At 72.5% G+C, this 18,330-nt stretch carries 17 protein-coding genes; 12 read left to right on the plus strand and 5 right to left on the minus strand.

Annotated elements, in window-relative coordinates; all coding sequences use genetic code 11:
• The first annotated feature begins 213 nt into the window (after window positions 1-213).
• The gene (gene aceE / locus ACFY29_RS08195) at window positions 214-2,952 is read left to right on the plus strand and encodes a pyruvate dehydrogenase (acetyl-transferring), homodimeric type (protein ID WP_386984263.1); all 2,739 of its coding nucleotides are present in this window, start codon (window positions 214-216) and stop codon (window positions 2,950-2,952) included.
• A gap of 183 nt (window positions 2,953-3,135) precedes the next feature.
• Here aceE and ACFY29_RS08200 read toward each other — a convergent pair whose 3' ends face one another.
• The gene (locus tag ACFY29_RS08200; protein WP_328419066.1) at window positions 3,136-3,585 is read right to left on the minus strand and encodes an SRPBCC domain-containing protein; all 450 of its coding nucleotides are present in this window, start codon (window positions 3,583-3,585) and stop codon (window positions 3,136-3,138) included.
• 187 nt (window positions 3,586-3,772) lie between these two features.
• On the opposite strand from ACFY29_RS08200, the gene ACFY29_RS08205 reads away from it, so the two are divergent.
• Genes ACFY29_RS08205 through gltX form a run of 3 tightly spaced genes read left to right on the plus strand, consistent with a single transcriptional unit; the run spans window position 3,773 to window position 7,855 of the window.
• Window positions 3,773-5,122: a GH1 family beta-glucosidase gene (locus ACFY29_RS08205; RefSeq protein ID WP_386984266.1), complete on the plus strand. Its 1,350-nt coding sequence runs from the start codon at window positions 3,773-3,775 to the stop codon at window positions 5,120-5,122.
• On the plus strand, window positions 5,119-6,396 hold the full coding sequence (locus ACFY29_RS08210) for an MFS transporter (protein WP_386984268.1): 1,278 nt from the start codon (window positions 5,119-5,121) through the stop codon (window positions 6,394-6,396). The genes ACFY29_RS08205 and ACFY29_RS08210 overlap by 4 nt, the downstream gene beginning before the upstream one ends.
• Window positions 6,397-6,445: 49 nt before the next feature.
• Window positions 6,446-7,855 (plus strand): glutamate--tRNA ligase, encoded by a 1,410-nt coding sequence (gene gltX / locus ACFY29_RS08215; protein ID WP_386984270.1) that lies wholly within the window; start codon window positions 6,446-6,448, stop codon window positions 7,853-7,855.
• A gap of 58 nt (window positions 7,856-7,913) precedes the next feature.
• On the opposite strand, the gene ACFY29_RS08220 is transcribed toward gltX, so the two are convergent.
• Window positions 7,914-8,531, minus strand: a complete 618-nt coding sequence (locus tag ACFY29_RS08220; protein ID WP_386984272.1) for a copper resistance protein CopC — start codon at window positions 8,529-8,531, stop codon at window positions 7,914-7,916.
• Between the two features lie 240 nt (window positions 8,532-8,771).
• Between ACFY29_RS08220 and ACFY29_RS08225 the strand changes: the two genes are divergently transcribed.
• Window positions 8,772-9,422 (plus strand): hypothetical protein, encoded by a 651-nt coding sequence (locus ACFY29_RS08225; protein ID WP_355613364.1) that lies wholly within the window; start codon window positions 8,772-8,774, stop codon window positions 9,420-9,422.
• A gap of 144 nt (window positions 9,423-9,566) precedes the next feature.
• On the opposite strand, the gene ACFY29_RS08230 is transcribed toward ACFY29_RS08225, so the two are convergent.
• The 3 genes from ACFY29_RS08230 to ACFY29_RS08240 form a co-directional block, all read right to left on the minus strand.
• Complete coding sequence (locus tag ACFY29_RS08230) at window positions 9,567-9,893, minus strand: hypothetical protein (protein ID WP_328419072.1); 327 nt, start codon at window positions 9,891-9,893, stop codon at window positions 9,567-9,569.
• A 102-nt stretch (window positions 9,894-9,995) separates the two neighbouring features.
• Window positions 9,996-10,535, minus strand: a complete 540-nt coding sequence (locus ACFY29_RS08235; protein ID WP_386984275.1) for a hypothetical protein — start codon at window positions 10,533-10,535, stop codon at window positions 9,996-9,998.
• Window positions 10,536-10,672: 137 nt separating this feature from the next.
• Entirely contained in the window at window positions 10,673-11,215 is a 543-nt protein-coding gene (locus ACFY29_RS08240; protein WP_386984276.1) for an orotate phosphoribosyltransferase, read from the minus strand.
• A gap of 120 nt (window positions 11,216-11,335) precedes the next feature.
• On the opposite strand from ACFY29_RS08240, the gene ACFY29_RS08245 reads away from it, so the two are divergent.
• The 7 genes from ACFY29_RS08245 (at window position 11,336) to fabF (ending at window position 18,318) form a co-directional block, all read left to right on the plus strand.
• On the plus strand, window positions 11,336-12,541 hold the full coding sequence (locus ACFY29_RS08245) for a sensor histidine kinase (protein WP_386984278.1): 1,206 nt from the start codon (window positions 11,336-11,338) through the stop codon (window positions 12,539-12,541).
• Entirely contained in the window at window positions 12,538-13,248 is a 711-nt protein-coding gene (locus tag ACFY29_RS08250; protein ID WP_386984279.1) for a response regulator, read from the plus strand. The genes ACFY29_RS08245 and ACFY29_RS08250 overlap by 4 nt, the downstream gene beginning before the upstream one ends.
• 21 nt (window positions 13,249-13,269) lie before the next feature.
• Complete coding sequence (locus tag ACFY29_RS08255; RefSeq protein ID WP_386984281.1) at window positions 13,270-14,574, plus strand: PucR family transcriptional regulator; 1,305 nt, start codon at window positions 13,270-13,272, stop codon at window positions 14,572-14,574.
• Window positions 14,575-14,652: 78 nt separating this feature from the next.
• On the plus strand, window positions 14,653-15,822 hold the full coding sequence (locus ACFY29_RS08260; RefSeq protein ID WP_386984283.1) for an acyltransferase domain-containing protein: 1,170 nt from the start codon (window positions 14,653-14,655) through the stop codon (window positions 15,820-15,822).
• Window positions 15,819-16,763, plus strand: coding sequence for a beta-ketoacyl-ACP synthase III (locus ACFY29_RS08265; RefSeq protein WP_328419078.1), 945 nt, complete (start codon window positions 15,819-15,821; stop codon window positions 16,761-16,763). Before ACFY29_RS08260 ends, ACFY29_RS08265 begins: the two co-directional genes overlap by 4 nt.
• An 86-nt stretch (window positions 16,764-16,849) precedes the next feature.
• Window positions 16,850-17,089: an acyl carrier protein gene (locus ACFY29_RS08270; RefSeq protein WP_053653162.1), complete on the plus strand. Its 240-nt coding sequence runs from the start codon at window positions 16,850-16,852 to the stop codon at window positions 17,087-17,089.
• Between the two features lie 2 nt (window positions 17,090-17,091).
• Complete coding sequence (fabF, locus tag ACFY29_RS08275; protein WP_355613380.1) at window positions 17,092-18,318, plus strand: beta-ketoacyl-ACP synthase II; 1,227 nt, start codon at window positions 17,092-17,094, stop codon at window positions 18,316-18,318.
• The last annotated feature ends 12 nt before the right edge of the window (window positions 18,319-18,330 follow it).

Raw genomic sequence — 18,330 nt, forward strand, 5'->3', positions numbered from 1 at the left:
TGCCGCAGTGCGGATTCAGGAGCCGCCACCACCGAGCAAGCCCGGCGCGCGACAAGGGGGCCGAACGAGAGGTGAACGGCGGTCGTAGCGCTAAGTTACCGACGGGTACCTGTGTTCAGCGTCGCGTCCGGGGCACCTAGACGTGACGAGGGGTGCCACCAGGGGGCAGGATGGCGCTAGAGACCTATCCCACACACAACCGAGGGAACGCCTGTGGCTACGGAACGCAAGCGCCCGGTGATCAGCGACGGCCTACCGAGCCAGCTTCCGGACATCGACCCTGAAGAGACCAGCGAATGGGTCGAGTCGCTTGACGGTGTCATCGACGAGGGCGGCGCCAAACGCGCCCGCTACGTCATGCTGCGCCTGCTGGAGCGGGCCCGTGAGCGCCAGGTCGGGGTTCCGCCCCTGACCACGACCGACTACATCAACACCATCCCGCCGGAACGCGAACCGTGGTTCCCGGGCGACGAGCACGTCGAGCGGCGGATCCGGGCCTACGTCCGGTGGAACGCCGCCATGCTGGTGCACCGGGCGCAGCGCCCGGAGATCGGCGTCGGCGGGCACATCTCCACCTTCGCCAGCTCCGCGTCGCTCTACGAGGTGGGCTTCAACCACTTCTTCCGGGGCAAGAACCACCCGGGCGGCGGCGACCACATCTTCTACCAGGGCCACGCCTCCCCCGGCATGTACGCGCGGGCGTTCCTGGAGGGCCGGCTCAGCGAGCACCAGCTCGACGGGTTCCGCCAGGAGCTGTCGCACCCCGGTGGTGGGCTGCCCTCGTACCCGCACCCGCGGCTGATGCCGGACTTCTGGGAGTTCCCCACCGTCTCGATGGGCCTCGGCGGGCTCAACGCGATCTACCAGGCCCGGTTCAACCGGTACCTGCAGCACCGGGGCATCAAGGACACCTCGCAGCAGCACGTGTGGGCGTTCCTCGGCGACGGTGAGATGGACGAGCCCGAGACGCTGGGCGCCATCGGCCTGGCTGCCCGCGAGGAGCTGGACAACCTCACCTTTGTGATCAACTGCAACCTTCAGCGGTTGGACGGCCCGGTCCGTGGCAACGGCAAGGTGATGCAGGAGCTGGAGTCGTTCTTCCGGGGTGCCGGCTGGAACGTGATCAAGGTGGTCTGGGGCCGCGAGTGGGACCCGCTGCTCGCCGCGGACACCGACGGCGCCCTGGTCAACCTCATGAACACCACGACCGACGGCGACTACCAGACCTACAAGGCGGAGTCCGGCGCGTACGTGCGGGAGCACTTCTTCGGCCGTGACGCGCGTACCCGCAAGATGGTCGACCCGCTCAGCGACGACGAGATCTGGAACCTCAAGCGGGGTGGGCACGACTACCGGAAGCTCTACGCGGCCTACAAGGCGGCCACCGAGCACACCGGTCAGCCGACCGTCATCCTGGCGAAGACGATCAAGGGCTGGACGCTCGGCTCGCACTTCGAGGGCCGCAACGCGACCCACCAGATGAAGAAGCTGACGCTGGAGGATTTGAAGACCTTCCGCGACCGGCTCTACCTGGACATCCCGGACTCGGCGCTGGAGGAGAACCCCTACCTGCCGCCGTACTACAACCCGGGTGAGAAGTCCGAGGAGATCCAGTACCTCAAGGAGCGGCGCGAGCAGCTCGGCGGTTACCTGCCGTCCCGGCGGACCAGCACCAAGCGGCTGGCCATCCCCGGTCCCGAGCGGTTCGCCGACGTCAAGCGCGGCTCGGGCAAGCAGAAGGTGGCCACCACGCAAGCCTTCGTCCGTCTGCTCAAGGACGTGATGAAGGACAAGGAGTTCGGCAAGCGCTGGGTGCCGATCATCCCGGACGAGGCCCGCACCTTCGGGCTCGACTCGATCTTCCCCACCGCGAAGATCTACTCGCCGCACGGCCAGCGCTACACCTCGGTCGACCGGGAGCTGTTCCTGTCGTACAAGGAGTCGACCACCGGGCAGATCCTGCACGAGGGGATCAACGAGGCCGGTTCGGTCGCCTCGTTCACCGCGGCCGGTTCGGCGTACGCCACCCACGACGAGCCGATGATCCCGATGTACATCTTCTACTCGATGTTCGGGTTCCAGCGGACCGCCGACGGGCTGTGGGCCGCGGCTGACCAGATGGCCCGGGGCTTCCTGCTCGGCGCCACCGCGGGTCGGACCACGCTCAACGGTGAGGGCCTGCAGCACGAGGACGGGCACTCGCTGCTGATCGCCGCCACCAACCCGGCGGTGGTCGCGTACGACCCGGCGTTCTCCTTCGAGATCGCGCACATCATGGAGAACGGCCTGCACCGGATGTACGGGGATGCGCAGGAGAACGTCTTCTACTACCTGACGGTCTACAACGAGCCGACCCTGCAGCCGGCCGAGCCGGCCGACGTGGACGTGGAGGGCCTGCTCAAGGGCATCTACCGCTACTCGCCGGCACCGCAGGTCGACGGCCCGAAGGCCAACGTCCTCGCCTCCGGCACCGGCATGCAGTGGGCGCTCAAGGCCCAGCAGTTGCTCGCCCAGGACTGGGGGGTGGCGGCCGACGTCTGGTCGGTGACCTCCTGGACCGAGCTGCGCCGCGACGCGGTGGCGGCCGAGGAGTTCAACCTGCTCAACCCGGGCGCCGAGGCGAAGGTGCCGTACATCCAGCAGAAGCTCGCCGACGCGGACGGGCCGAAGGTCGCGGTCAGCGACTGGATGCGGGCGGTGCCGGACCTGGTCGCCCGCTGGGTACCCGGTGACTACACGTCGCTCGGCACCGACGGCTTCGGCATGTCGGACACCCGGCACGCGCTGCGCCGGCACTTCCACGTCGACGCCGAGTCGATCGTGGTTGCCACGCTGCGGCAGTTGGCCCGCAGCGGCGCGGTGGCGGCCACCGTGCCGGCCGAGGCCGCGAAGAAGTACGCGATCGACGACGTCAACGCCGCCCCGGTCGGCGAGACCGGCGGCGACAGCTGACCCAGCACCACCCAGGAAGGGCCCGGCGCACCCGCGCCGGGCCCTTTTTGGTGCACCCGCACCCTCGCTCCGTGCTCCCCGATCGACCGGGCGGACGGCGGGTGAGATGGGGCGGCGGCGGTCCGGGGTCCCTGGCGGGGACCCGGGGCCACCGCCGGGGCGGGTGACGCCGGGGTTCGGCGGTCAGCCGACGGCGGCCAGGTCGGTCAGCCGGGCGAGCGAGTCCTCGAGGTCGGCGCCGACCCGACGCAGCCCGAGGCGCAGCAGGGCCGCCTTGACCGGACCGGCCGGCCAGCGGACCACGATGAGCCGCACGATGGTCCCGCCCTCCTCCTCCTCATCGGGAGTGAGCTGGACGTAGATCTCGGTGCGCGCCTCCGCACGGGCACCGGCGCCCTTGGCCCGTTCCCGCCAACCGATCAAGGTCGGCTCCTGGTAGGCGATCACCTCGGCCTCATGCGCCGAGCCGCGCCCCGCCTGGACCAACTGCCGCCGGCCGAAGCCCTCTCCCGAGAGCACTTCGGCCGCGCGGACCCCCGCCAGCCAGGCCGGCAACTGCTCGGCCCGCTGTACGACGTCCCAGACCACTTCAATCGGCGCCGCCACGTGCGCACTTCGTTCCACGAGGATCATTTCCGTCTTCCTCCAGTGAGGACATCCCACGATATCGGCACTCTATGCGCAAAATTGGACGTACCTGGACGGGTTTGGAAAAAGACACGCCGATCAACCATTGCGCATCTCGCCATCCCGGCCTATGGCGCATTCATTCGGAGCGCCCTAGAGTCCCGAGCACATTTCACGTTGACCGGGAGGGCGCATGTCGACCGCACCGATGCCCGAGTTCCCCGCCGGCTTCCGCTGGGGCGTCAGCACGTCCGCCCACCAGATCGAGGGGGCCACCACAGCCGACGGACGCGGGCCGTCCATCTGGGACACCTTCGCGCACTCCCCGGGCCGGATCAGCGACGGCAGCACCGGCGAGGTCGCCTGCGACCACTACCACCGGCACACCGAGGACGTCTCGCTGCTGGCCGGGTTGGGCGTCTCGGGATACCGGTTCTCCATCGCCTGGCCCCGGGTACAGCCCACCGGCTCCGGCGCGGCCAACACGGCCGGCCTGGACTTCTACGACCGGCTGGTGGACGACCTGCTGGCCGCCGGCATCGACCCGGTGGCCACCCTCTACCACTGGGACCTGCCCCAACCGCTCGAGGACGCCGGTGGCTGGCTGCACCGCGACACCGCCGCCCGGTTCGCCGAGTACGCCGAGAAGACCGCCGCCCGGCTCGGCGACCGGGTCCGGCTCTGGATCACCCTGAACGAGCCGTTCGTCCACATGAGCTTCGGCTACGGCCTGGGTGTGCACGCCCCCGGCCGGATGTTGCTCTTCGACGCCTTCCCGGTCGCCCACCACCAACTGCTCGGCCACGGGCTCGCGGTCGCCGCACTGCGGACCCGCACCGCCAGCCCGGTGGCGATCGCCAACAACTACTCCCCGTTGCGGGTGCTCGGTGACAGCGACGCCGACCGGGCCGCCGGGGAGGCGTACCAGGCGCTGCACAACCGGCTCTTCACCGACCCGCTGCTCGGCCGCGGCTACCCGGAGCTGCCCGGCTTCGACGCCAGCGTGATCCACCCCGGCGACCTGGACACGATCGCCGCGCCGATCGACGCGCTCGGGGTCAACTACTACAACCCGACCGGTGTACGGGCCGCCGAGGAGGGCTCGCCACTGCCGTTCGAGCTGGTCCCGCTGGAGGGCTACCCGCGCACCGCCTTCGACTGGCCTGTGGTCCCCGACGGGCTGCACGACCTGCTCGGCTGGCTGCGCGACACGTACGGCGACGCGCTGCCGCCCATCGAGATCACCGAGAGCGGCTGCGCGTACGACGACACCCCGGACCCGGACGGACGGGTGTCGGACCCGGACCGGATCGCGTACCTCGACGGGCACCTGCGGGCGGTGCGGGCCGCCATCGACGACGGGGTGGACGTACGCGGGTACTTCGTCTGGTCGCTGCTGGACAACTGGGAGTGGGCCGAGGGGTTCACCAAGCGCTTCGGTCTGGTGCACGTCGACTACGCCACTCAGACCCGCACGCCGAAGTCCTCGTACACCTGGCTGCGGGACGTGATCGCGGCCGGCCGGCCGGGGTCGGCCCGGTGACCACCCTCGACCCGACCCCGGCATCGCTGCCGGCCGCGCTCGCCGAGCCGACCGTGCCGGTGCGGCGCGGCTGGATCGGGTTGATCTTCGCGGCCAACCTCGGGGTGTGGATGGCGTTCTTCACGCCGATCCAGGTGCTGTTGCCGCAGCAGGTCGAGCAGATCGCGCCGGGCGACAAGGAGACCATGCTGGCGGTGGTCACCGGCCTGGGCGCGCTGGCCGCGGTGCTGGCCAACCCCCTCGCGGGCGCGCTCTCCGACCGGACCTGCCTGCGGGTGGCCGGCCGGGAGTTCGGCCGCCGGCACGTCTGGACCGCCGGCGGCGCACTGGTCGGCGCGGCGGCCCTGATGCTGCTGGCCCAGCAGCGGACCATCCTGGGTGTCGCCCTCGCCTGGGTCGCCGCACAGGTCTGCTTCAACGCGATGCTGGCCAGCCTCACCGCGGCCATCCCGGACCGGGTGCCGGTGGTGCAGCGCGGCGGGGTCTCCGGCTGGGTGGGCATCCCGCAGGCGCTCGGGCTGGTGCTCGGCGCGGTGCTGGTCACCGCCGTCGTCACCGGCAACGCCGCCGGCTACCTGGCCATCGCGGTGGCCATCCTGCTGCTGTCGCTGCCGTTCGCGCTGTTCACCACCGACGACCCGCTGCCCCGCGCGCACCGGCCGGTGCTGCGGGTGCGGGCGCTGCTGACCTCGATGTGGATCAACCCGCGCCGGCACCCGGACTTCGCCTGGGCCTGGATCACCCGGTTCCTGGTCCAGCTCGGCAACGCGCTGGGCACCCTCTACCTGCTGTACTTCCTCACCGACGGGGTGCGCCACCCCGACCCCGAGGGTGGCCTGCTCGTGCTGATCCTGCTCTACACGCTCGGCATGATGCTGACCGCGGTGGTCGCCGGCCGGCTGTCGGACCGCTCCGGGCGGCGCAAGATCTACGTGATCGTGTCCGGGCTGATCATGGCGGTGGCAGCGCTGCTGCTCGCGGTCGCGCCGGTCTGGCCGATGGCGATCGTCGCGGCGCTGTTGCTCGGCGCCGGGTACGGCGTCTACCTCGCGGTGGACGCCGCGCTGATCACCCAGGTGCTGCCCCGGGCCACCGACCGGGCCAAGGACCTCGGCGTGATCAACATCGCCAACTCGGCGCCGCAGGTGCTCGGCCCGGCGCTCTCCGCCCCGCTCGTGGTCCACCTGGGCGGCTATCCGACGCTCTACGCGGTCACCGCCGCGGTCACCCTGGTCGGCAGCGCCCTGGTCGTCAAGATCCGCTCAGTCCCGTGAGAGGGGGCCGTGGCGAAAAGCGGTCGCCGACCGCCGTAGGCTGGGGCACGTGACGGTACGTGTGCGCTTCGCCCCCTCCCCGACCGGTATGTTCCATGTCGGCGGCGCCCGCTCGGCGCTGCAGAACTGGATCTACGCCAAGCAGCAGGGCGGGGTGTTCGTGCTGCGCGTCGAGGACACCGACGTGGCCCGCAACAAGCCCGAATGGACCGAGGGCATCCTCTCCGCGCTGGACTGGATCGGCATCTCCCGCGGCAGCTACGAGGGGCCGTACTTCCAGTCGCAGAACGCTGGCGAGCACCGGGCCGCCGCCGCCCGGCTCTACGACTCGGGCCGCGCGTACTACTGCGACTGCACCCGCGAGGACGTGCAGGCCCGCACCGGCTCGCAGTACCAGGGCTACGACGGCTACCACCGCGACCTCGGCCTCGGCCCGGGTGAGGGGCGGGCGCTGCGCTTCCGTACGCCCGACGAGGGCGCGACCGTGGTGGTCGACCTGATCCGCGGCGAGCCCACCTTCGAGAACCGCCTGATCGAGGACTTCGTCATCGCCCGGGGCGACGGTTCACCAGTCTTCCTGCTGGCCAACGTCGTCGACGACATGACCATGGGGATCACCCACGTGATCCGGGCCGAGGAGCACCTGCCCAACGCTCCCAAGCAGCAGCTGCTCTGGGACGCCCTCGGGGTCAAGCCGCCGATCTGGGCACACGTGCCGGTGGTGGTCAACGAGAAGCGGCAGAAGCTCTCCAAGCGCCGCGACAAGGTCGCCCTGGAGGCGTACCGGGACGAGGGCTACCTCGCCGACGCGATGCGCAACTACCTGATGCTGCTCGGCTGGGCGCCCTCCGGGGACCGGGAGATCGTCCCCTGGTCGGTGATCGAGGACGAGTTCCGGCTGGAGGACGTCAACGCCTCCTCGGCGTTCTTCGACGAGAAGAAGCTGCGCGCGTTCAACGGCGACTACATCCGTGCGCTGCCGGTGGCCGAGTTCATCGACGCCTGTCAGCCGTGGCTGACCGGCACCGGGACCATCGCGCCGCCGCCGTGGCAGCCCGAGGAGTTCGACGCCGAGGCGTTCGCTGCCGTGGCGCCGCTGGCCCAGACCCGGATCACGGTGCTCAGCGAGATCGTGCCGAACGTCGACTTCCTGTTCCTGGCGTCACCGTTGATCGACGAGGCCGCCTGGGCCAAGACCATGAAGGACGGCTCGGCCGAACTGCTGGACGCCGCCATCGTGGCGTTCGACGCGCTGGAGTCCTGGGACGCCGAGTCGCTGAAGTCGACGCTGGAGGCGGTCGGCGCCGAGCGCGGCCTCAAGCTCGGCAAGACGCAGGCGCCGGTCCGGGTCGCGGTCACCGGTCGCACCGTGGGCCTGCCGCTGTTCGAGTCGCTGGAGGTGCTCGGTCGCGAGCGCGCCCTGACCCGGATGCGCGCCGCCCGGCTCCGCCTGGTCTGACCGTCGGCCAGCCAGGCTGGTGCCCGGCCGGCCAGCCGCGCGTGGTGTTCGCCGTCCGTCAGCGGCGCCGGGCTCGGTACCGCCGCTGCAACCCGACGACGAACGCGCCCACCAGCAGAGCCGCCGCGACCGTCCACAGCCAGCCGCGCAGCTGGCTGCTCTCCTGCGCGGTCGGCACCGGGGTGCCCGCCGGAGTCGCGCCGACGGTCGCGGTGGCGGCGGGCGTCCCCGAGGGCGCCACCTCTGCGGTCGGACCCGCCGCCGCGGCGGTCGGTGCGATGCCACCGGCGGGCGCGGACGGGTCGGCGGCCGTGCCGGTGGTGAGGGTGAACCGCACCTCGCCCTTCACCGGATGCCCGTCACCGGAGGCGACCTGGTAATCGACGATGTAGAGCCCTGCGGCACCGGGCCGGAACGGCACACGCACCCGGCTGCCGTCGAAGACCGGCGGGCCGCCAGCGACCACATTGTCCGGTCCGGTTACTGTGATCTTCGTCGTGGCCGGGGCCGGCTTGGCCAGGAAACGGAGCTCGATCCGGGTGGGCGCGGTGGCCACCCGGGCACCGTCGCGCGGGTCGCTGCCCGTCAGTGAGTTGTGCGCAGCCGCCGGCGTCGCCGGAACCAGCAACGACACACCGAACGCCACGCCGAGCACCACTGGCACGACCCGCGCCAAACGTGTAACCCTGCCCCCCATGAACCCCTCCGTAAGGGTACGATCCGCCCGCTGATCAAACAGCTCCTCATTAGTCGAGCAGAGATCGCAGATAGTTCCAATTACTGTTCCACAAGCTGTAAATCATCGACGTTCTGCGACTCTGTGAGAGTGGCTCCGACCGCCCGGTCGGTCCCGCCACCGACCAATCGATCCGGACGTCACGGCGAAGCCATCCACCGAACGGGGCGAGGAGGCGGGATGGTCCGACAGATGAGGCGCGGGGCCGCCGTGCTGACCGGCACGCTGACGGCGGCACTCCTGTCGCTCGGCACCGCCGGTCCGGCAACGGCGGCACCGAAGCCGGCACCGGCCGGGGTGGACATCACCGGCGTGGGGCTGTCCGAGCCGCTGCGGCTGCGCGCGGACACGCAGCCCACGCACGTGGTGGCGGTCATCGACCAGGTCAACTTCCTCGGTCGCACCGGCCAGCCGACCGGGCCGAAGGCGGCCAACCTCGGTCCGAAGTACACCGTCGTGGTGCTCGTCGGGGAGACGCCGAAGCAGACCTACGACCTCTACCCCAAGGCCGTCGGCGGCCCGCGCATCCACCGGCCGGCGAAGCAGCCGGACGGGCGCAAGACCAGCGCCGGTTGGTTCCTCGGCCGGCTCAGCATGTCCGAGACGCTGCGCACCGCCGGGGTGCCTCTGGAGCGGCAGTTCGACACGGTCAGTGGCGGCGTCGGTGGCGGCGAGCGGGTGCTCCCGGAGGACACTCTCGACCCGGCCAAGGACCTCGACGAGGCGCTCGGCGAGTTGCAGCGACTGCTGCTGCTCAACGTCGCGGTGATGTTGACCATCACGGTCGGCCTCGCCGGGATCGCGCTGCTGATCCGCCGCCGCACCCGCTGACCCACCGCCGGGCCCGCGCACTGCCGGTCGGACCTCCAGCGTCAGCTTGCCCCGGCGTGGCCCGCCTCGACAAGGCGGCGCGCGTCCGCGGGCCCGCCCCAGCGGGACCGTGTCACGGCTGGCCGCCGCCGCACGGCCGGGTGGTCAGCACCAACGGCGCGGCGGGCGCTCCCGGCGGGTGGCCCGCTGCCGTGGCCGGACCGGGCCGTGCCGGTGCGCGCCCGCCCAGCCGGGCAGGTCGCTGAGGCAACCAGCGGCGATGTCGGGCTCCGGCTCGCCGAGGGCCGCCGGCTCGCCGGACCGCTGGCGCGGGAGCGAGATCTCCTCGTCGGGCCGAGCGGCGAGCGGCTCCGCCGGATGGGGCGGCACGCCACCGACCGGCCGACGGTGCTTGGCAGCCGACTGCGGGTCGTGCCCCGGCCGGCAGGGCTCGCCCTGGGCGCAGCCGTGATCGGCCTCCCCGTGCGCCATCCCCGGTCTCCTCACGCTCGCACTCACCCCCGGGTGCTCCCCCGACGTGCCCTGACACCGTACTGGCCGGGACCGACGGGTCGTGCACGGCGTACCCCGGGGTCAGCGCTTCGGGCGGCGCGGGAACAGGGTCTCCCAGACCGGGAAGGCGACCAGCCAGATCACGATGGCGACGGTGAGCCTCTGAATCCAGCCCACCAGTTCGCGGGTCCTTTCCGCGTCGTTCACCCAGAGGATCGCGGCGCCGAGCAGACCGCAGGCGATGGCCCAGCCGAGCAGCGCCTTGGCCCACTCACGCCACTCGTAACGGGTCCGCGCCCAGCCGTGGCGGGGCGGCCGGACCGGTGGCGGACCGCCGGCGAACCGGTGGGCGAAGCGTTGGTCCGCCCAACGCACCATCGAGTGGCCGAAGGCCACCGAGAAGCCCAGGTAGGCGGCGGCAAGACCATGACTGAAGCCGGCGGTCGCGCCGCGGCGCAGGTCGATCACCGTCGCGGCGAGCAACGCCAGGTCCACCAGGGGTACGCAGACCAGCAGCGCCGCGCCCAGCCGTGGCCTGCGCAGCGGGTAGCGGGCCACCAGCCCGGCGGCGAGCACCACCCAGAACCCGATCTCACATCCGATGATCACCGCGACCAACACGTCGACCTCCCCGTTCCGTCACCCAGCGTCGCCGCTCGGCGGGGTCCGAGCCTCGACGTGGAAGAGGAGATCCGGGTCCGTCCTTCGGTGGACCCGCCGCCGTTGACGGTCGGTGCGGGCGGCACCGCCGGAGCGGGTCAACGGGTCCGGTGGGCCTCCAGGTCGGCGCGGGTGAACAGTGCCCGCAGCGCTACGCGGTGCTCGGCCAGCAGGGCAGCGCCACCCTCCGCGCGGTCGATCACGCAGAGCGCGTGATCGACCCGGGCGCCCAGCTCGCGCAGCTGCCCGGTGGAGCTGACCACCTGCCCACCGGAGGTGACCACGTCCTCGACCACCAGCACCTGTCGGCCGGCCAGCTCCGCCCCCTCGGCCAGCCGGGCCGTGCCGTACGGCTTGGCGGTCTTCCGGACGAAGGCGCAGGGCAGCCCGGTGTGCCGGCCGAGCGCGGTCACCACCGGGATCCCGCCCAGCTCCAGTCCAGCCAGCACCTCGGTGCTGGTCGGGACCAGGGGCGCGACGTGGGCGGCCACCCGGTCCAGCAGGCGGGGATCCGCCTCGAACCGGTACTTGTCGAAGTACTCGTCGGCGGTCCGCCCGGAGCGGAGCACGAACTGTCCGGTCAGCCGGCAGGTGCTGTCGATCTCTCGGGCGAGTGCGGCTGTGGTCTCTGCGGGAGTCATGATGATCATTCTGGCCGGATCGGCGCGTGGTGGGCGTACCCCTTTAGGCGCATGCCGGGGCCGGCCAGGTCGTCCCGGGGGCGGAGCCCGACGGTCGGCGGCTGTGGTGGGATCGGGGGCATGCGACCGCCACCGTGGCTCGGCTCCGGCACCCGCGGCCGGGACCTCACCCTGGCCGGCGCGTCGCTGGCCGGCGGCCTGGTGCTGTGGGCCCTCGGTTGGCAACCGCAGATCCGTCCGCACCCGGAGGTGCCGCCCGCGCTGTACCTGCCGCCGCTGCTGGCGATGTGCGTGGCCGTGGGCCTGCGCCGCGTCGCCCCGCGCACCAGCCTGGCCGTCGGCACCGGGGCGCTGGTCGCGGACATCGCGCTCGGCGGCTCGCTGGGGACGATCCTGATCTACACCCAGGTGCTCTACGACGCCTGCGTGTACGGCCCGCCACGGCTGTGGCGGTGGCTGCTGCGGGTGACCATCGGGCTGAGTCTGGTCGGCGCGGTGGTCGGCGTGCTCATCTTCGACCAGTGGCGTGGGGTCGCCGTCGGGGTGCCGGTGGTGCTCGCCGGCCTGCTGCCGGTGCTGACCGGGGTCAGCGTGCGGCAGTACCGCGACCAGGCCGCCGCCGAGCGGGCCCGGGCCGAGCAGACCGCCCGCCTGGTCGAGTTGGACCGCTGGCAGGCGGTCAGCGCCGAGCGGGCCCGGATGGCCCGGGAGCTGCACGACCTGGTCGCCAACCACCTCAGCGCGGTTGCCATCCACGCCACCGCCGTGCTGTCGGTGAAGGGGTTGGACCGCGGCCAGGTCGAGTCGGCGTTGCGGGTGATCCGGGAGAGCAGCGTGCAGGGCCTGGCGGAGATGCGGCAGATGATCGAGCTGCTGCGGGAGCCGGGCTCCGGCGGCGGCCGGGCGCCGGGGGCCGACGGCGGCGCGCTGCCGGAGGCGGTCACCGCGCGGCTCGCCGAGGCGGACCGGCTGGTCGAGCGGATCCGGGCCGCCGGCCTCGCGGTGCGGGTCCGCACTGACGGCACGCCAGGCCCGCTGCCGGTGGGGGTGGATCTCGCGGCGTACCGGATCGTGCAGGAGTCGCTGACCAACGCGCTCAAGCACGGCGCGGGCGAGGCGGAGCTGACCATCGCGTACCGGCCGGCGGAGGTGGTGCTGACGGTGGAGAACCCGGTCCGCCGGGGCGGGGCCGGGCTGCCCGGCGCCGGGGCCGGGCTGATCGGCATGCGGGAGCGCGCCACGCTGCTGGCGGGCCGGTTCAGCGCCGGACCGCACGACGGCCGCTGGCAGGTCCGGGCGGCGCTGCCCACCCGGGAGGACGGATGACCGCGTCGGCCCGGGAACCGGCAGGCGTCGGCGCTGCGGAGCCATCGGTACGGGTGGTGCTGGCGGACGACCAGCCGGCGGTACGGGCCGGGCTGAGGCTGATCCTGGCCGGCGCGCCGGGCGTCGAGGTGGTCGGCGAGGCGGGCGACGGCGACGAGGCGGTCCGGCTGTGCCGGGAGCTGCGCCCCGACGTGGCGGTGCTCGACATCCAGATGCCGCTCCGGGACGGGATCTCCGCCACCCGGGCGATCGTGGCCGAGGAGCTCGCCGACGTGCTGGTGCTCACCACCTTCGACCTGGACGAGTACGTCTTCGGCGCGCTGCGCGCTGGCGCGGCCGGTTTCCTACTCAAGGACACCGACGCCCCGGGGCTCGTCGCGGCGGTGCGGACGGTGGCGCGCGGTGACGGGTTCATCGCCCCCGCGGTGACCCGCCGGTTGATCGCGGCCTTCGCGGCCACCGCGCCGGGCGCGTCGGCGGCCACCCGGGCGGCGCTGGAAACGCTCACCCCGCGCGAACGCGACGTGCTGGCCTGCCTCGGCCTGGGCCTGTCCAACCAGCAGATCGCCGACCGGCTCGTGATGGCGGAGAGCACCACCAAGACACACGTGAGCCGGATCCTGGCGAAGCTGGATCTGCGCAGCCGGGTGCAGGCCGCGATCCTGGCCCAGGAGCTGGGCCTGCCCGCCCCTGCCCCGCCATCCTGAGCCCGGACCAGCCAGCCCGGCGTGAAGATCCAGGTCAGGACGTGCCAGGCTGGTGGTGTGGGGAGTACGCCGGGCGGTGGGGAGCTGACGGCCACGCTGCGCCGGATCGAGCGGGCAGCGGGGTCGCTGGCCACTGCCAGCGTCGCCCGCATGGACGAGACGCTGCCCTGGTTCCGCGCCCTGCCGGCCGACCAGCGCTCCTGGGTGATGTTGGTGGCCCAGGCCGGCGCTCAGTCGCTGGTGCAGTGGCTGCGCGAGGGCGGCGGCACGGCGGACAGCACCCAGGAGGTCTCCGACGAGGTGTTCGCCGCCGCCCCGCAGGCGCTGGCCCGTTCGATCACCCTTCAGCAGACCGTGGCGCTGATCAAGGTGACCATCGACGTGGTCGAGGAGCAGGTGTCACACCTGGCCGCCGAGGGCGAGGAGCACCAACTGCGCGAGGCGGTGCTGCGCTTCTCCCGGGAGATCGCGTTCGCCGCGGCCCGGGTGTACGCGCGGGCGGCCGAGTCACGCGGCGCGTGGGACGCCCGGTTGCAGGCGCTGCTGGTCGACGCGCTGCTGCGCGGTGACTCGCCGGACGTGCTGGCCAGCCGGGCCGCCGCACTGGGTTGGGCGGACGCGCCGCCGGTCGCGGTGGCGGTGGGCCGCTCCCCCGGTGGCGATGTCTCCGCCGTGCTGCACGTGGTCTACCGGCTGGCCCGCCGGATCGGCGTGGAGGTGATCGGCGGGGTGCACGGCGACCGGCTGGTGATCGTGCTGGGCGGCGCGGCGGACCCGCTGGCCGCCACCGGCAAGCTGCTGAGCGCGTTCGGCGACGGCCCCGTGGTGGTCGGTCCGGCCGTACCCAGTTTGGACGAGGCCACGGAGTCGGCGCGGGCCGCGCTGTCCGGCTTCCGGGCGGCGCCGGCGTGGCCGACCGCTCCCCGGCCCGTGCTGGCCGCGGAGCTGTTGCCGGAGCGGGCGCTCGCCGGCGACGCTGAGGCCCGCCGCCGGTTGCGGCACGACGTGTACGCGACGCTGGTGCGCGCCGGTGGCGAGCTGCTGGAGACCCTGGACGCGTTCCTGGCTGCCGGTGGCACGTTGGAGAGCGCCGCCCGTGCGCTGTTCGTGCACCCGAACACGGTGCGGTACCGGCTGCGCCGGATCGCCGACGTGACCAGCTTCTCGCCGCTGGCTCCCCGGGACGCGTTCACCCTCCAGGTGGCGCTGACCGTCGGCCGGCTGGATCCGGTGGTCTCGGTAACCTCGCCCGTCCCGACCCAGACATTGACCCCGGCCGTCCGGAAATCCGCCCAAACCGGCGACGACCACCGCCGATCTTTGTAGGAACCCTCCAAAGGTCCTAGTGCGGTTTGGTCGGGGCCGGCACAGCGTTACCCACGCGTATCCAGGAGAGTCATAGGCGTGCTCGCCGTACTTAGTCCCGGCCAGGGTTCTCAGAAACCCGGCTTCCTGACCCCCTGGCTCGACCTGACCGGCACCGAGGCGCGCCTGCGCTGGTGGTCAGCGTTGGCCGGGGTCGACCTGCTGCACCTCGGCACCGCCGCCGACGCCGACGAGATCAAGGACACCGCCCGCACCCAGCCACTGCTGGTCGCCGCGGCCCTCCTCGCCGCCGAGCACCTCCCGCTGTACGACGTGACGCTCACCGCCGGGCACAGCGTCGGCGAGCTGGGCGCCGCCGCGCTGGCCGGAGTGCTGCCGGCCGAGGCCGCGATCACCCTCGCCGGCGTGCGCGGCCGGGAGATGGCTGCCGCGTGCGCACTCGAACCGACCGGGATGGCGGCCGTCCTCGGCGGCGACCCGGACGAGGTGCTCGCCGCGATCGCCGCAAACGGGCTGCACCCGGCCAACCGCAACGGCGCCGGGCAGATCGTCGCCGCCGGTGCGCTGGACGGGCTGGACAAGCTCGCCGCCGATCCGCCGGCGAAGACCCGGATCATCCGGCTTCAGGTGGCCGGCGCGTTCCACACCCCGTACATGGCCCCGGCCGAGACCGCGCTGGCCGCCGTCGCCGCCGGGATCACCCCGGCCGACCCGGCCCGGATCCTGCTGTCGAACCTTGACGGCGCTGCCGTCAACCACGGCCGGGACATGGTGCAGCGCCTGGTCCGCCAGGTCACCGCCCCGGTGCGCTGGGATCTGTGCATGCGCACGCTGGCCGACCTCGGGGTGACCGGCGTGATCGAGCTGCCCCCGGCCGGCACGCTCGCCGGGCTGGTCAAGCGAGAGCTGAAGGGCGACGGCGCCCCGGAGATCGTCACCCTGAACACCCCGGACGACCTGCCGGCCGCGCGCGACCTGATCGCCCGGCACGGCATGGCGCCCAGCCACGAGCCCACCATGCAGTTCCGCGTGGTGGTGGCACCGTCGGCCGGCACCTTCGCCCCGGCCGATGACCTGACCGAGGGTGAGACGATCCGCGTCGGCCAGGTCATCGGGCACGTCGGCACCCGCCAGGGGCCGGTCGAGGTGGCCGCGCACCAGGGCGGCGTCCTCACCGAATGGCTCGCCCACCACGACGACCCGGTCGCGCCGGGCCAACCGCTCGCCCGCATCGGAGGACACTCATGACTGGCAGTCGCATCGTCTCGATGGGGCACTACCAGCCCTCCCGGGTGGTGACCAACGACGAGATCGCCCAACTCGTGGACACCAACGACGAGTGGATCCGGGACCGGGTCGGCATCGTCACCCGGCGGATCGCCGACAGTGAGACGGTGGCCGACATGGCCACCGCCGCCGCCGGCAAGGCGCTGGCCAACTCCGGCCTGACCGCCGCCGACATCGACCTCGTCGTGGTCGCCACCTGCTCCTCGGTCGACCGCAGCCCCAACGTGGCCTGCCGGGTCGCCGCCAAGCTGGGCATCACCGCGCCGGGCGCGTACGACGTCAACACCGCCTGCTCGGGCTTCGGCTACGCGCTGGGCACCGTCGACCACGCCATCCGGGCCGGGGCATCGCGCAACGCGATCGTCATCGGCGCCGAGAAGCTCTCCGACTTCACCGACTGGACCGACCGATCCACCTGCATCATCTTCGCTGACGGCGCCGGCGCGGCGGTGGTCACTGCGACCGCCGACGACGAGCCGGCCGGGATCGGTCCGGTGATCTGGGGTTCGGTGCCGGAGAAGAGCGACGCGGTCCGCATCGAGGGCTGGCGGCCGTACATCCAGCAGGAGGGGCAGGCCGTGTTCCGCTGGGCCACCACCGCGCTGGCGCCGCTGGCCCTGCAGGCGTGCGAGCGGGCCGGGGTCGACCCGTCGGAGCTGGCCGCGTTCGTGCCGCACCAGGCCAACGGCCGGATCATCGACGGCATCGCCAAGCGGCTCAACATTCCCAACGCGATCATCGCGAAGGACATCGTCGAGTCCGGCAACACCTCGGCGGCGAGCGTGCCGCTGGCCCTGTCCAAGCTGGTCGAGCGGCGGGAGGTGCCCTCGGGCGCACCGGTGCTGCTGTTCGGCTTCGGCGGTGGCCTGACCTACGCCGGTCAGGTCGTCCGCTGCCCCTGAAGACCCCCTCCGGCGCGTACGCGCCGAGGAGTGGCGGCTGGCGACGCCGGCCGCTGGAGAACCCCCGATGAAAGGAACCAACCGCAATGACCCGTGACGAGATCACCACCGGCCTCGCCGAGATCCTCGAAGAGGTTGCCGGGGTGAACCCGGACGACGTGGCCGAGGGGAAGTCCTTCACCGACGACCTCGATGTCGACTCGCTCTCCATGGTGGAGGTCGTGGTGGCGGCCGAGGAGAAGTTCGGCGTCAAGATCCCGGACAACGAGGTGCAGAACCTCAAGACCGTCGGAGACGCGGTCAGCTACATCGAGGCGCAGTCCTGATCATGAGTCGTCCTGACGTCGTCGTCACCGGGCTCGGCGCGACGACCCCGCTCGGCGGGGACGTCGCGTCGACCTGGGACGCAATGCTCGCCGGCCGCTCCGGGGTGAGTGCCCTCACCCAGGAGTGGGCCGCGCAACTGCCGGTCCGGATCGCCGCCCAGCTGGCCGTGGATCCGTCCGAGGTGCTGGACCGGGTCCGGCTGCGCCGGCTGGACCGCTCGGAGGCGATCGCCATCATCGCCGCGCAGCAGGCCTGGGCGGATGCCGGCCTGGCCGACTCCGGCCTCGACGGGGAGCGGCTGGCCGTCAGCGTCGGTTCCGGCATCGGCGGCGCCACCACCCTGCTCGCCCAGGACGACATCCTGGAGGCATCCGGGCCGCGGCGGGTCTCCCCGCACACCATCCCGATGCTGATGCCGAACGGTCCGGCCGCCTGGGTCGGGCTGGAACTGGGCGCCAAGGCCGGCGTGCACTCGGTGGCCAGCGCCTGCGCCACCGGCGCCGAGGCCATCGCGCTCGGCCTGGACATCATCCGCGCCGGCCGGGCCGACGTGGTGGTGGCCGGCGGCACCGAGGCGGTCATCCACCCGCTGCCGATCGCCGGGTTCAGCTCGATGCGGGCCATGTCGACCCGCAACGACGACCCGGAGCGGGCCTCCCGCCCGTGGGACAAGGGCCGCGATGGCTTCGTCCTCGGCGAGGGCGCCGGCATCGTGGTGCTGGAGCGGGCCGAGCACGCCGCCGCCCGGGGCGCCCGGGTGTACGCGCGCCTCGCCGGTGCGGGGATCACCTCCGACGCGTACGACATCGTGCAGCCGCACGCCGAGGGCGAGGGCGCCGTCCGGGCCATCGCGAAGGCGATCGCGGACGCGGACGTGGCCAAGCGGGACATCGTGCACGTCAACGCGCACGCCACCTCGACCCCGGTCGGCGACATGCTGGAGATCGGTGCGCTGCACAAGGCGCTCGGCGATCACCCGGTGCTTGCCGCGACCAAGTCGATGACCGGTCACCTGCTCGGTGCGGCCGGCGCGCTGGAGTCGATCGCCACGATCCTCGCCATCCGCGACGGTGTCGTTCCTCCGACGATCAACCTCGACGACCCGGAGGATGGCCTCACCCTGGAGGTGGCCGCCCAGAAGGCGCGCCACATGGAGATCCCCGCCGCGTTGAACAACGCGTTCGGCTTCGGCGGCCACAACGTGGCTCTCGTCTTCACGCGGGCCTGAAACCCACAGCCT

It is taken from the genome of Micromonospora sp. NPDC000668 (assembly GCF_042897975.1).
Taxonomy (GTDB): domain Bacteria; phylum Actinomycetota; class Actinomycetes; order Mycobacteriales; family Micromonosporaceae; genus Micromonospora.

Excerpts from the sequence above, each read along its gene's own strand:
- ACFY29_RS08200 (WP_328419066.1), bottom strand. The coding sequence starts at position 3,585 with ATGATCCTCGTGGAACGAAGTGCGCACGTGGCGGCGCCGATTGAAGTG.
- fabF (WP_355613380.1), top strand. The coding sequence starts at position 17,092 with ATGAGTCGTCCTGACGTCGTCGTCACCGGGCTCGGCGCGACGACCCCG.
- ACFY29_RS08230 (WP_328419072.1), bottom strand. The coding sequence starts at position 9,893 with ATGGCGCACGGGGAGGCCGATCACGGCTGCGCCCAGGGCGAGCCCTGC.
- ACFY29_RS08205 (WP_386984266.1), top strand. The coding sequence starts at position 3,773 with ATGTCGACCGCACCGATGCCCGAGTTCCCCGCCGGCTTCCGCTGGGGC.
- ACFY29_RS08265 (WP_328419078.1), top strand. The coding sequence starts at position 15,819 with ATGACTGGCAGTCGCATCGTCTCGATGGGGCACTACCAGCCCTCCCGG.
- ACFY29_RS08270 (WP_053653162.1), top strand. The coding sequence starts at position 16,850 with ATGACCCGTGACGAGATCACCACCGGCCTCGCCGAGATCCTCGAAGAG.
- ACFY29_RS08240 (WP_386984276.1), bottom strand. The coding sequence starts at position 11,215 with ATGACTCCCGCAGAGACCACAGCCGCACTCGCCCGAGAGATCGACAGC.
- ACFY29_RS08225 (WP_355613364.1), top strand. The coding sequence starts at position 8,772 with ATGGTCCGACAGATGAGGCGCGGGGCCGCCGTGCTGACCGGCACGCTG.
- ACFY29_RS08250 (WP_386984279.1), top strand. The coding sequence starts at position 12,538 with ATGACCGCGTCGGCCCGGGAACCGGCAGGCGTCGGCGCTGCGGAGCCA.
- ACFY29_RS08245 (WP_386984278.1), top strand. The coding sequence starts at position 11,336 with ATGCGACCGCCACCGTGGCTCGGCTCCGGCACCCGCGGCCGGGACCTC.